This window comes from Rahnella sp. Larv3_ips, from assembly GCF_003697865.1.
GTDB lineage: Bacteria > Pseudomonadota > Gammaproteobacteria > Enterobacterales > Enterobacteriaceae > Rahnella > Rahnella rivi.
Window position 1 is genome coordinate 1,340,788 of record NZ_MJIB01000004.1, and the last position, 13,604, is coordinate 1,354,391.

General features: G+C 52.6%; 9 protein-coding genes and 1 pseudogene. 7 read left to right on the forward strand and 3 right to left on the reverse strand.

Annotated features, from left to right (window positions below; genetic code table 11):
* The first annotated feature begins 20 nt into the window (after positions 1-20).
* Entirely contained in the window at positions 21-425 is a 405-nt protein-coding gene (locus ED901_RS08495; RefSeq protein ID WP_056773538.1) for a hypothetical protein, read from the forward strand.
* A gap of 107 nt (positions 426-532) precedes the next feature.
* Here ED901_RS08495 and ED901_RS08500 read toward each other — a convergent pair whose 3' ends face one another.
* Complete coding sequence (locus tag ED901_RS08500) at positions 533-952, reverse strand: hotdog fold thioesterase (protein WP_056773534.1); 420 nt, start codon at positions 950-952, stop codon at positions 533-535.
* Positions 953-967: 15 nt separating this feature from the next.
* Positions 968-4,024 (reverse strand): FAD-binding and (Fe-S)-binding domain-containing protein, encoded by a 3,057-nt coding sequence (locus tag ED901_RS08505; protein WP_122095590.1) that lies wholly within the window; start codon positions 4,022-4,024, stop codon positions 968-970.
* 328 nt (positions 4,025-4,352) lie between these two features.
* On the opposite strand from ED901_RS08505, the gene ydiK reads away from it, so the two are divergent.
* The gene (ydiK, locus tag ED901_RS08510) at positions 4,353-5,450 is read left to right on the forward strand and encodes an AI-2E family transporter YdiK (RefSeq protein WP_056773526.1); all 1,098 of its coding nucleotides are present in this window, start codon (positions 4,353-4,355) and stop codon (positions 5,448-5,450) included.
* 425 nt (positions 5,451-5,875) lie between these two features.
* On the opposite strand, the gene ppsA is transcribed toward ydiK, so the two are convergent.
* Positions 5,876-8,251 (reverse strand): phosphoenolpyruvate synthase, encoded by a 2,376-nt coding sequence (gene ppsA, locus ED901_RS08515; RefSeq protein ID WP_122095591.1) that lies wholly within the window; start codon positions 8,249-8,251, stop codon positions 5,876-5,878.
* Positions 8,252-8,783: 532 nt separating this feature from the next.
* On the opposite strand from ppsA, the gene ED901_RS08520 reads away from it, so the two are divergent.
* The 5 genes and pseudogenes from ED901_RS08520 to ED901_RS08540 form a co-directional block, all read left to right on the forward strand.
* Positions 8,784-9,605, forward strand: coding sequence for a pyruvate, water dikinase regulatory protein (locus ED901_RS08520; protein WP_122095592.1), 822 nt, complete (start codon positions 8,784-8,786; stop codon positions 9,603-9,605).
* A 127-nt stretch (positions 9,606-9,732) separates the two neighbouring features.
* Positions 9,733-10,779 carry a 3-deoxy-7-phosphoheptulonate synthase gene (locus ED901_RS08525; protein ID WP_122095593.1) on the forward strand — a complete coding sequence of 349 codons (1,047 nt, stop codon included), beginning with the start codon at positions 9,733-9,735 and terminating at the stop codon, positions 10,777-10,779.
* Positions 10,780-11,123: 344 nt separating this feature from the next.
* Positions 11,124-12,168 (forward strand): annotated as a pseudogene (locus ED901_RS08530) (hemin-degrading factor).
* Positions 12,165-12,995 carry a hemin ABC transporter substrate-binding protein gene (locus ED901_RS08535; protein WP_122095594.1) on the forward strand — a complete coding sequence of 277 codons (831 nt, stop codon included), beginning with the start codon at positions 12,165-12,167 and terminating at the stop codon, positions 12,993-12,995. The pseudogene ED901_RS08530 and the gene ED901_RS08535 overlap by 4 nt, the downstream one beginning before the upstream one ends.
* Positions 12,996-13,012: 17 nt before the next feature.
* The coding region (locus ED901_RS08540) for an iron ABC transporter permease (RefSeq protein WP_205965077.1) at positions 13,013-13,604 on the forward strand (592 nt) is incomplete at its 3' end.

Below are 13,604 nucleotides of genomic sequence, written 5' to 3' on the forward strand. Positions count from 1 at the left end.
GATAACCCGGAATACTGAGAATGGCTCAATCGGTAAATGCGTGGTTGCAAGGCAAGATTGACGAATACAAATCGACTGTCCGCGATGCCACCGTGGATTTCTATATGGCTGATGCAGCCTTACGACGCCCTGAGGCACATCTGTGCCAGCTGAAACGCTTTAATAGCATTTGCCTGGACATGGCCAATTTATGCCTGCAAAACGGGGATGATCACAGTTACCTGCACGCGTTATGCAAACTGCATAACCGCCTGATACTGGAAATAAACAGCGTCGTTCGATGTGAACTCTTCCGTGTTCAGAGCTACCATTTTGCGCGGCACACGCTCAAACTCATTTGCCAGTATTATGCCATGTTGGGCATCTGGGAAAAAGCGACGGCCTTCCAGACCGACTTCGCAAAACGTGTTCCTTATCATCTTTGATATATTTTCAACGCGTTAGCGCAGAAAGACTTCTGAATAAAAAAGGCGGACAACTTTTCAGTATGTCCGCCCCTTCCAGCGCTATAAGTCCCGCTCATTCACTTTAGTTATCTGTCGATGACCATCGTCGTTAGCCTGGAAACACAGCATAATTCACCTTGCTGATCGAAAATCTCAATCTGCCAGACCTGACTGCGACGCCCCGTGCGTAATGCACGACACACCCCGCGAACATGGCCTTCTCTGGCCGACTTCATATGGCTGGCGTTAATCTCCACGCCAACCACCGTCTGTTGACCTTCACTGCACAGGTAACCGGCCATCGATCCCATGGTTTCTGCCAGCACCACGGACGCGCCGCCGTGTAATAAACCGAAAGGTTGGGTGGTACGGGCATCTACCGGCATGGTGGCTTCAAGAAAATCATCACCCAGCCGGGTAAACACTATCCCTACATGCCCTACCATGCATCCCTGACTGCGCTCATTGAGCGCTTCAAGCGTGGTGGTTCTTTTCCAGAATGACATTGTGCTTCCTTATCCTCAGGGAATGATTTCCAGCAGAGCCTGTAGCGGATGGCGAACCCCATTACCCTCAATGCGTTTGACCTGGCTGCGGCATGAGTAACCCGTCGCCAGACAGCGCTGACGCGGTAAGCGCTGCAGCGAGGTATGCCATGACAGCTCATAAATTCCGAGTGAGTTTTTTAGATTTTTAGCTTCATGACCGTAGGTGCCTGCCATTCCGCAGCATCCGACGCTGACATTTTCCAGCTTCGCGCCGTAACGGGCAAAAATATCGCTCCACTGTTTTCCACTGGTCGGCAGCGCCGTGCTTTCGGTGCAGTGTCCAAAGAGATACCACGACTCGCCGCTTTGCTGCTGCGCCGGACGTTCTGCAAGCCAGGTATCCAGCCATTCGTGCACCAGCTGAACCTGGAAAGACCCGCGGGTATCACCGAGAATTTCTTTATATTCATCGCGATAACACAATACCAACGCAGGATCGACGCCGACCATCGGCATTCCCAATTGCGATACGCGGTTGAGGAACAACGACGTTTTCTTCGCCGTTTTGGCAAAACGTTGCAGGAAACCTTTTATATGCTGCGCCTTACCGTTCGGGGAGAACGGCAACAGCACCGGCTTCAGGCCGAGTTTTTCGATTAAACGAACGAAATCGGCCACCACCTGCGCATCGTAGAAGCTGGTGAACGGATCCTGAACGACCAGAACATATTCCCCTCGCTGAGCCGGTGATATTTTTTCCAGCTGTTCGAGCGTCATCGTAATGGCGCGGTGCCCCAGCAATTGCTCGCGCAGCGTCGGAGAAGACAGCAGCGGCAGATCCACCATGCCGATGCTTTTGCGGCTCATCTCCCGCACCCAGGGCTGTTTAAGGAAGAAGTTAAACAACTTTGGCGCCCGCGCCATCAGCGGAGCATAACTTTCCACGCTCGCGACCACATGGTCGCTGGTTGGGCGCAGATAGCGGGTGTGATAAAGCTGGAGGAAACGCGAACGGAACCCAGGAACATCTATTTTGATCGGGCATTGCGTTGAACAGGCTTTACAGGCAAGACAGCCTGACATGGCCTCTTTAACTTCATGTGAAAAATCATATTCGCCTTTATTAGCATGCCAGGTATTACGCGTGCGATCGATCAGACTGCGGAAACTCAGGCCTTTTTCCGGCAGGGCATTTTCCAGCACCAGCGGATCAACGCCCTGCTCTGACAGCAATCTCAGCCACTCGCGCACCAGACCTGCGCGGCCCTTAGGCGAATGAATACGGCTGCCGGTGATTTTCATTGACGGGCACATCGGGCTTTTCACATCAAAGTTAAAACACAGACCGTTGCCATTACATTCCATCGCGCCACGGAATGACTGACGCACCTCGAGCGGAATACGCCGATCCAGGGTGCCCCGTTTGGCGGCATCCACTTTCATCATCGGCTCATCGCAGTCAAGCGGCGCACAGATTTTGCCGGGGTTCAGGCGGTTATCAGGGTCGAAGGCGGTTTTTATCCGTCGTAATTCATGGAACAACGTTTCGCCGAAAAATGCAGGACTGTATTCGGCGCGAAAACCTTTGCCGTGTTCGCCCCACAGCAAGCCGCCGTACTTGGCCGTCAGCGCCACCACCTCGTCAGAAATCTGTTTCAGCAACATCTCCTGCTGCGGGTCACACATGTCGAGTGCCGGACGCACATGCAGTACACCCGCATCAACGTGCCCGAACATGCCGTAGCTCAGATTATGGCTGTCGAGAAGTGCGCGAAACTCCACAATGTAATCCGCCAGATGCTGCGGAGGCACGCAAGTGTCCTCTGCAAACGGCAGCGGTTTTGCCTGCCCCTTGGCATTTCCGAGCAGCCCAACCGCTTTCTTACGCATATTGTAAATACGTTCGATTCCGGCGAGATCGGCGCAAATCTGATAGCCAATCACCCCGCCTTCCTTGTCGCTCATGAGCCCGTCAAGACGTTCGCATAATGCACTCACCTGATCTTCAATCAGAACGGCGTCGTCACCGGCGAATTCAACAATGTTCAACCCCTGCATATCTTTGCCGTCAACGTCCTTAATGTACTCACGGACGCTGTGCCAGACGATATCCTCACGTGCCAGATTCAGCACCTTTGAATCGACGGTTTCCACTGACAAGGCTCTGGCGTCGACCATAAACGGCGCATTACGCAGCGCGGAATTAAAGGTGTCGTACTTAATATTGACCAGCCGACGCACTTTGGGGATGGGGGTGATATTCAGGCGCGCTTCAGTAATAAACGCCAGCGAACCTTCGGAACCGGTCAGGATCCGTGTCAGGTTGAAGGTTTGCAGATCATCGCTTAATACGTGGCGCAAATCGTAACCGGTGAGGAAACGGTTAAGTTTTGGAAACTTTTCAATCACCAGCGCGCGGTTATCGCGACAACTGTCTAATACCGTGCGGTAGATTCTGCCAATCACCGAGTCTTCTTCACCGAGTTTGTCGGCAAGCGCAGCGGGCATGGCGGTGGTATCGAGCATCTCGCCACCGAGCACAATCGCCCTCACCCCGAGAACATGGTCTGAGGTTTTGCCATAAACCAGCGACCCCTGCCCTGACGCATCGGTATTGATCATGCCGCCGAGGGTCGCGCGGTTACTGGTCGACAATTCAGGTGAGAAGAAATAACCCAAAGGGCGCAGATAGTCATTGAGCTGGTCTTTGATAACACCAGCCTCAACCTTGACCCACCCCTGTTCAGTGTTGATATCGAGAATGCGGTTCATATGACGGGACATATCAACCACGATGCCGCGGTTCAGAGCCTGACCGTTCGTGCCAGTGCCCCCGCCGCGCGGCGTGAAGACCAGCGTTTTAAAACGTTCCTGCCCGGCAACGCGGGCAATCAGGGCAACGTCTGAGGTTGCCAGCGGAAACAGGACCGCATCCGGTAACAGCTGATATACGCTGTTGTCAGTCGCCATCGTCAGGCGATCCGCGTATGTCGTGGTGAGATCACCGGTAAAACCGTTGCTCTTTAAGGCTTCCAAAAAATCGAGCACCAGCTGGATGACACCCGGTGCCTGAGAAATCTGTGGGATCATTGAATTATGACTCTGTCTTTGTTGTATGCCTGGCAAACGCTAGGCGCTTGCCGGATCTGCCGGGCAGATCCACCCTGTTCTTTACCCAGAATAAAAACTAACATACTTCGTTTTTAAGCGCTCCGTCTGGTTGACCTTTGTTTCAATTGTTTCATGACGTTCCGCAAAATGCCGTTCTGGCAACACCGTGTTGCAACTAAATTTGCGGCGCGCTATCCAAACCTGACTGAATGTTCCATGATTATTGATGGATGCCGTCGGCGCGGCGTATCGCTATTTTGGAGGCTCAAGGCTGAAGCCTCTTCGTTTATCCTTATGAGAAACATGAATGAATCTCCCAATTAAACGTTATGACTTACCACAAATTATGTTTGGGGTGCTCTTTATTGCGCTGATGACTGTCGCCAGCATCTGGATAGTTCAGCCCTTTATATTAGGCTTTGCCTGGGCGGGGATGGTGGTGATTGCCACCTGGCCGCTGATGATCAAATTACAGCGCATTTTGTGGGGGCGACGTTTCCTTGCCGTCATCGTCATGACCCTGCTGCTGATCTTACTCTTCGTCTTACCCATTGCTTTACTGGTCAGCAGCGCCATTGAAAATGGCGCGCCGCTGGTGGCGCTGGCAGGCAATCCCTCGACCTTGCATATGCCGGATTTTCAGTGGCTGAAAGCGATCCCGCTGGTGGGTCATAAACTCTATTACGGCTGGCATGCGCTGATTAATGGCGGCGGCAATGTTTTGATGACCAAAGTACAGCCTTACGTCGGACAAACGGCATCCTGGTTCCTGACACAAGCCGGGCATCTGGGGCGCTTTATCGTTCACTGTTCTCTTATGTTGTTGTTCAGCGCCCTGCTCTACAGCCGGGGTGAACAAGTCGCGATGGGGATCCGCCACTTCGCGGTGCGTCTGGCGGCAGAGCGCGGCGATGCGGCTGTCATTCTGGCCGGTCAGGCGATCCGCGCGGTCGCTCTGGGTGTGGTCGTGACAGCCATTGTGCAATCAGTTCTCGGGGGTATCGGGCTGGCGATTGCCGGCATTCCTTATGCGACCGTATTAACCGTCGTGATGTTTGTCTGCTGCGTCGCGCAAATCGGCCCGTTGCTGGTGCTTATCCCTGCCATCATCTGGCTTTACTGGTCAGGTGATAATACCTGGGGCACGGTGCTGCTGGTCTGGAGTTGTGTGGTCGGTTCACTGGATAATGTGCTGCGCCCGGTGCTGATCCGCATGGGTGCCGATTTGCCTATGTTGCTGATTTTGTCAGGCGTTATCGGTGGTCTGTTTGCTTTCGGCATGATTGGTTTGTTCATCGGCCCGGTGGTACTGGCCGTTTCATACCGCCTGATTTCGCTTTGGGTGCATGAGGCACCAGAGCCTGAGTCAAACCCGGAAGAAGCATTAAAAGCGCTAAACGAGTGATACCTTCAGACATTCACTAACGCTCTGGCGTTGTCTCATCTGAATAATGAGACAACGCCACTGCCTGTTATTCCCGCCAATATTTTTAGCTCTTCTTGTGTTAAAAAAACGTCTTATCCTCTTTAAGCTAATAATAAAACCTATTAGGAGGATTCTTACAGACTAAATACCTTGAGAAACCTAGTATTATTAACAGTTCGGATTTCAACCCACTGATTTATATACACGCTTTCCCCTAAAGCATGTATACCCCAAATTGCTGTGTGTAGTCTTTGCCTGTCTTCGTGACGGGCTTTTTTTTATCCAAAATTTGCCCTTGGTTATTGTTCGAACCGGACATACCCCGGTATTTTTAGTTCATTAAAAAAGCCATCGCTTTTACACGATGGCCTGCATTCATTATTTCACTTACATTCGGAATTTATTTACTTGCCTGCCAGCGCCAGCCAGGTCTGCACGACGGTATCCGGATTGAGCGACAAGCTGTCGATACCCTCTTCCATCAGCCACTGGGCAAAGTCCTGATGATCAGAAGGACCTTGTCCGCAGATGCCTACATACTTGCCCTGTTTCTTCGCTGCTTTAATCGCCATCGATAAAAGCGCTTTCACTGCTTCATTACGTTCATCAAACAGCTCAGACACCACGCCGGAATCGCGATCCAGCCCCAACGTCAGCTGGGTCATGTCGTTTGAGCCAATAGAGAAACCGTCGAAGTGTTCAAGGAACTGATCTGCCAGCAGCGCATTCGATGGGATTTCACACATCATGATGACTTTAAGGCCGTTCTCACCACGTGTTAATCCCTGACGGGCCAGTTCTGCAACCACGGCTTCTGCCTGTGCAACGGTGCGAACAAACGGGATCATCACTTCAACATTGGTCAGGTCCATGTCATTACGCACCCGTTTCATGGCTTCACATTCCAGCGCAAAACAATCGCGGAAGCTGTCAGACACGTAACGGCCCGCACCACGGAAGCCCAGCATCGGGTTTTCTTCATGCGGTTCGTATTTCTCGCCACCGACCAGGTTGGCGTATTCATTCGATTTGAAATCAGACAAACGCACGATCACGCGTTTTGGCCAGAAAGCTGCGCCCAGGGTGGCGATCCCTTCGGTCAGCCGCGCCACGTAATACTCACGCGGACTGTCATATCCCTGAATAAGTTTACTGATTTCGGTCTGCAACTCCGGCGTCTGCTGGTCAAATTCCAGCAATGCTTTCGGATGCACCCCTATCATGCGGTTGATAATGAATTCTAACCGCGCCAGACCAACACCTTCATTTGGCAGGCAGGCAAAATCAAATGCGCGATCCGGGTTACCGATATTCATCATGATTTTCAGCGGAAGCGCCGGAAGTTCATCAACCTCAGAACTTTGTATCGTGAAGTCCAGCTCATCCTGATACACATAACCGGTATCGCCCTCGGAACAGGACACCGTGACCTTCTGGTTTTCTTTCAGTTTTTCAGTGGCATCACCACAGCCAACCACTGCCGGGATCCCCAGTTCACGGGCAATGATCGCCGCATGACAGGTTCGGCCACCGCGGTTGGTGACAATCGCAGAGGCTTTTTTCATGATCGGTTCCCAGTCAGGATCGGTCATGTCAGTCACCAGTACATCGCCGGGCTTAACGTGATGCATTTCACTGATGTCATGAATGATTTTAACCGGGCCCGCGCCGATACGGTGACCGATTGCCCGGCCTTCCACCAGCACGTTGCTGCTGCCGTTGAGCTGGTAACGCTCCATCACCTGGCCGTTAGAGCGTACAGTTTCCGGGCGCGCCTGCACGATATACAGCTTGCCGTTATGTCCGTCTTTCGCCCATTCGATATCCATCGGACGGCCATAATGTTTTTCAATTAACAATGCCTGACGCGCCAGCGCCTGAATTTCTTCGTCCGTCAGCGAGAAGGTTGTGCTGAGTTGGGCGGGCACATCTTCAATCTGAACTTGTTTGCCATGCTCCTGGCTGGCTGCATACACCATGCGAATTTTCTTGGAGCCCATGGTGCGGCGCACGATGGCCGGCTTGTTTTTCGCCAGCGTCGGTTTGTGCACATAGAACTCGTCCGGGTTTACCGCGCCCTGAACCACCATTTCGCCCAGGCCAAAGGCTGACGTGATAAAGACCACCTGGTCAAAACCAGACTCAGTATCTATGGTGAACATCACCCCTGCGGCTGCAAGGTCAGAACGCACCATGCGTTGAACGCCGGCTGAAAGCGCAACGCCGCGATGATCATAACCCTGATGCACACGATACGAGATTGCACGATCGTTAAATAACGACGCGTAAACGTGCTTCACTGCAGTCAGTACGGCATCGAAACCCTGAACGTTGAGAAATGTTTCCTGTTGCCCGGCAAAAGAAGCATCAGGCATATCTTCAGCCGTGGCGGAAGAACGCACGGCAAAAGAAGCATCAGGCTCACCTTCAGAAAGTTGCTGATAAGCCTCACGGAGGGAGGCTTCAAACTCAGGCAGGAAAGGCGTTTCCACTATCCACTGTCGAATTTTTTCCCCCGCCTGCGTTAACTGCGCAATATCATCTACATCGGTTTTATCCAGTAACTCATGGATGCGATGATTCACGCCGCTTTGGTCGAGAAAGTCATTGAAAGCCTGAGAAGTGGTGGCAAAACCATTAGGGACAGATACCCCTAACTCAGACAAATTGGTGATCATTTCCCCGAGGGATGCGTTCTTGCCCCCGACTTTATCAACGTCGTTCATACCCAGTTGGTTGTACCAGATAACATTGCGTAAATCGGGATCGAGATGAGCCATGAAACAATCCTTTCTTAATATTCAGTAGGAGAGCAGAGAGTCGTCATTCATTCGCACAGTCAGAAGACAAATGACTTAATTTTATCTGACAGCGTGTCTGTTAACACCGGTTCATATATCACGCTGTTATTTCGAGACTAGCATAATGATCCATAAGAGCAGGACAGGTGAATCGATCCAGCAAAACAAACTATTTTTGTTTCGGAAAATTCCACAGCCCGGCAGCGAAGCGTTCAGGTGAAAATCACAATATTCCTTATGAATCAGCATGAAATTGTCTGTAAACCCGTCACAAACATCAGGCTACCAGAGAAGCTGACGCGCTGCTGAAGCAAATCAAAAAGCTGCGGGGAATCGCGAAAAAATTAAAATCCCATTTCATTTATTACAGTCATTTTGCGCACTGTCTCGCAGCAATGAACATAAGTCTGAAGGTCAGATGAAATAGCCTTTTTATTTATGAAATTTCTCGGTATTACTAAGCGTGTTCCCGAAAGGGTGAGGTAAACACAAAGAAATTCAGGAGCAGTGTGTGGACAGATGTGTATTTTACATTTCCGACGGTACGGCAATTACGGCTGAGGTATTAGGCCATGCCGTGTTGTCACAGTTTCCGGTCAACGCGACCACGTATTCGCTCCCTTTCGTCGAGAGTGAGGAACGCGCTAAAAAAGTGTGCGAGCAAATCAACACCATTTATGAAAACACGGGTGACCGCCCGCTGGTGTTTTACTCGATCGTTTCACCGGACATTCGTGACATCATCAAAGCCAGTGAAGGGTTTTGTCAGGATATTGTGCAGTCTCTGGTTGCGCCGCTGCAAAATGAGCTGGGCGTGGAGCCAACGCCGATTGCCAACCGCACGCACGGCCTGACCGCCAGCAATATCACTAAATACGATGCACGTATTGCCGCCATTGATTACACCCTGGCGCATGACGACGGGATTTCTTTGCGAAATCTGGATCAGGCGCAGGTGATTTTGCTGGGCGTGTCCCGCTGCGGCAAAACACCCACCAGCCTCTATCTGGCACTCCAGTTTGGGATCCGCGCGGCAAACTACCCGTTTACCGCCGATGATATGGATAATATTCAGCTGCCAGCGGCACTGAAACCTCATATGCATAAGCTTTTCGGGCTGACCATCGACCCTGAACGCTTAACTGCTATACGTCAGGAACGGGTGGAAAACAGCCGCTACGCCTCCCTGCGCCAGTGCCGAATGGAAGTCTCTGAAGTGGAAGCACTTTTTCGTAAAAACCAGATCCGCTATCTCAACAGCACAAACTATTCTGTTGAGGAGATTGCAGCGAAGATCATGGACAGCTTCGGCATGAGTCGCCGCATGTTCTGAGCCTTTTGCTGATGTGGGTGGCATAACCCGCCAACAGTGGTTGAATTCATCTGTTATTACGTTATTGTGATCGCCATCACTTCCCGGTATTCCTGCCGCAGCGAAGAAACAAATTTTAGAGAGCACCATGTCACAAACAGATGAGCTGCGTACGACGCGCATCGACAGCCTGATTACGCCTCAGGCACTGGCAGATAAATTGCCAATCTCTCCGTCGGTCGCCCAACACGTGATGGCATCACGTAAACGTATTGAAAAAATTATTACCGGTGAAGACCCGCGCCTGCTGGTGGTTGTCGGGCCCTGCTCAATTCATGATATTGAAGCCGCTATTGATTACGCCGGAAAGCTGAATGTTCTGCGTGAGAAATATCAGGATCGCCTTGAGATCGTGATGCGAACCTATTTTGAGAAACCCCGCACCGTGGTGGGCTGGAAAGGTCTGATTTCAGATCCGGAGTTAAACGGCTCATGCCGCGTTAATGAGGGTATCGAGCTGGCGCGCAAAGTCTTACTGGCCATCAATGAGTTGGGTATTCCTACCGCGACTGAATTTTTGGATATGGTGATCGGCCAGTATATTGCCGATCTCATCAGCTGGGGCGCTATCGGTGCGCGTACCACTGAGAGCCAGATCCATCGCGAAATGGCGTCCGCCCTGTCCTGTCCGGTGGGTTTTAAAAACGGTACAGACGGCAACACCCGCATCGCCATTGATGCTATGCGCTCCTCCCGCACCAGCCATATGTTCCTGTCGCCGGACAAAAACGGTCAGATGACGATCTATCGCACCGCCGGTAATCCCTACGGCCATGTCATTATGCGCGGTGGTAAGAAACCGAATTATCATGCTGAAGATCTTCAACAGGCTTGTCTGAATCTTGCCGAATTCGACCTGCCACAGCGCCTGGTCATTGATTTCAGCCACGGTAACTGTCAGAAACAGCACCGACGCCAGCTGGATGTTGCGGCCGATATCTGCGAGCAAATTCGCAGCGGTTCGACAGCGGTAGCAGGCATCATGGCGGAAAGTTTCCTGGTCGAAGGAACTCAGCCTATCGTGCCCGACAAACCGCTGGTATACGGAAAATCCATCACCGACCCTTGCCTGAGCTGGGAAGATACAGAAACGCTGCTGTCCATGCTGGCGGATGCCACCGACAGCCGGTTCTGATCCCTTCCGGTAAACCGCGCAAGAAAGCCCAGGGCAACGTTCACGTTGCCCTTTTTTATGCCGTCAGATCGCCCGGACGCTCACCTCAATATTTTCCAAACCACTGCGTTATCCCCCGGTATTTAAAGGGCTATTTCCCGAAAATTACATTCTGCCAACAAAAATTTTCTTGATGTGTTTCTGCAATGATTTGATAATGATTATCAAATTGATATTAATTCCCATTACCATGCCTGAACTGGGTAGTGGTCAGGCGGAAGAATATTTTACAAATCATTCACATAACAGCTCAAATTTTTATCTGCCCAATGGCGGATGACGTTTAAGACTACGAGGAGACAGCCATGCATTCAGTTCACTATCAAAATTATTTACAGGCAAAAGACGCTAATCCAGGTAAATACGCACGCGATCTGGCCAACATTCTTGGTATCAGCGAAGCCGAATTAACGGCCCTGCGCGTTTCCCACGACGCAGCAAGACTGAATGTTGATGCCCGCACGCTGCTCGCCGCGCTGGAACACGTCGGCGGCACAAAATCCATCACCCGCAACGAATATGCCGTTCACGAACAACAGGGCCATTATCAGAATCAGCATCTGAACGGACACGCCGGGCTTATCCTCAATCCGCGTGCGCTGGATTTGCGCCTGTTCCTGCAACACTGGTTGCACATTTTCAGCATGACGGAATCCACTGCACGCGGCGATCGTCACAGCATTCAGTTCTTTGATGCTCAGGGCGAGGCGGTGCATAAAGTTTATACCACCGATGAAACAGACATGGCGGCGTGGAATGCGCTGGTTGAACAGTACAAAAGCGACGTTAACCCGCCGCTGCAACTCGAAACCGCGCCCGCGTCACCGGAACCGACACCTGCAGACACCTGCAGACACCAGCACTCTTGATGCCGAGTGGCGTGCGATGACAGACGTTCACCAGTTTTTCCAGTTGCTTAAACGTCATGATGTCACGCGCCAGCAGGCATTCAACGCGGTTGGCGATGATCTGGCCTGGCGGGTTGAAAATGATTCCCTCACGCGTTTACTGAACATCGCCAAAGACAGTCAGAACGAGATCATGATTTTCATCGGTAACAAAGGCTGTGTGCAAATCTTCACCGGCAAGATCGAAAAAGTGATGCCACACGGCGAATGGATCAACGTTTTCAATACGCGTTTCACGCTCCACCTGGTGGAAAGTGCCATTGCAGAAAGCTGGATCACCCGTAAACCTACCAAAGATGGCTTCGTCACCAGTCTGGAACTGTTCGCCGCAGATGGCACTCAGATTGCGCAACTGTATGGTCAGCGCACCGAAGGCACGCCTGAACAAACGCAATGGCGCGAACAGCTGGCACAACTGAGCAACGAAGGCGCCACGGCATGAAACACACACTGAAAACACTGATCGCCACCGTCGCCCTGCTCTCTTCGCCGCTGATCCACGCCGCAGAAAAGCTGGTCAGTATCGGCGGTGACGTGACTGAAATTGTTTACGCACTGGGTGCGGGCAATGAACTGGTGGCGCGCGACAGCACCAGTCTGCGCCCCAAAGCCGTGCTGGCGCTGCCGGACGTCGGTTATATGCGTCAGCTTAATACCGAGGGCATTCTCTCCATGCACCCGACGATGGTGCTGAGCAGTGAACTGGCTGAGCCTTCGCTGGTATTACAGCAATTGGCACAAAACGGTGTGAAGGTCGTCCGCGTGCCGGGCATGGCGTCAGTGGATGCCGTGCCGAAAAAGATAGATGTGATTGCCAAAGCGCTGAACCGCCAGGCTGAAGGTGAAAAGCTGATTGCGACTTATCGCACCCAGCTTTCTGCCGTCAAACACGATCCTCTGCCGGTAAAAATGCTGTTTGTGATGAGCCACGGCGGCATGAACTCGATGGCCGCCGGTCAGGATACGGCAGCCGATGCGATGATCACGTCGGTTGGCGCGAAGAATGCCATGCAAGGTTTCAGCCGCTATCGTCCGCTGTCCCAGGAAGGGGTGATTGCCAGCGCGCCGGACATTTTGCTACTGACCGCTGACGGAATTAAAAGCTTAGGCGGAATGGATCAGGTGTGGAAATTACCCGGCGTGGCAATGACGCCAGCCGGTAAAAACAAACGCGTACTGGTGCTCGATGATATGTCCCTGCTGGGCTTTGGATTACAAACTCCGGCAGTGATGACTCAGCTCCGTCAGGCGGCGGAAAACGTTAAATGAGCAGCATGAGCCCCCCAATGCCATCCCGCCGGCGCTCGCCGGTCCGGGCGCTGACGGGCCTCGGTGGAGCTCTGCTGCTGCTGGCTATTCTGGCGGCGAATACCGGTGCCATGTCGCTGTCGCTGCGTACTCTGGCTGGCCTGCCGTTCAGTGACGGATTGTGGCAGGTGTGGTTAACCGTCCGCCTGCCGCGCGTGTTGCTGGCGGTGGTAGTCGGCTGTGCGCTGGCAAGTTCCGGCGCGGTGATGCAGGGGCTGTTCCGCAATCCGCTGGCCGATCCGGGCCTGCTTGGGATCAGCAGCGGTGCCGCGCTGGCGGTGGCGCTGACCATCGTGATGCCGCTGGCCCTGCCGCCGTTGCTGGCGTTGTACAGCCATATGATCAGCGCTTTTGCCGGCAGCCTGGCGATTTCACTGGTGGTTTTCACGCTGAGCCGGTTCGGACACGGCGGATTATCGCGCCTGCTGTTGGCCGGAATTGCTATTAATGCACTGTGCGGCGCGGCGGTTGGCGTGCTGACCTATGTCAGTGACGATCAGCAACTGCGCCAGTTCTCGCTGTGGAGTATGGGCAGCCTCGGGCAGGCGCAATGGCCGACGCTGGCGGTGG

Excerpts from the sequence above, each read along its gene's own strand:
- ED901_RS08535 (WP_122095594.1), top strand. The coding sequence starts at position 12,165 with ATGAAACACACACTGAAAACACTGATCGCCACCGTCGCCCTGCTCTCT.
- ED901_RS08495 (WP_056773538.1), top strand. The coding sequence starts at position 21 with ATGGCTCAATCGGTAAATGCGTGGTTGCAAGGCAAGATTGACGAATAC.
- ED901_RS08500 (WP_056773534.1), bottom strand. The coding sequence starts at position 952 with ATGTCATTCTGGAAAAGAACCACCACGCTTGAAGCGCTCAATGAGCGC.
- ydiK (WP_056773526.1), top strand. The coding sequence starts at position 4,353 with ATGAATCTCCCAATTAAACGTTATGACTTACCACAAATTATGTTTGGG.
- ED901_RS08525 (WP_122095593.1), top strand. The coding sequence starts at position 9,733 with ATGTCACAAACAGATGAGCTGCGTACGACGCGCATCGACAGCCTGATT.
- ppsA (WP_122095591.1), bottom strand. The coding sequence starts at position 8,251 with ATGGCTCATCTCGATCCCGATTTACGCAATGTTATCTGGTACAACCAA.
- ED901_RS08505 (WP_122095590.1), bottom strand. The coding sequence starts at position 4,024 with ATGATCCCACAGATTTCTCAGGCACCGGGTGTCATCCAGCTGGTGCTC.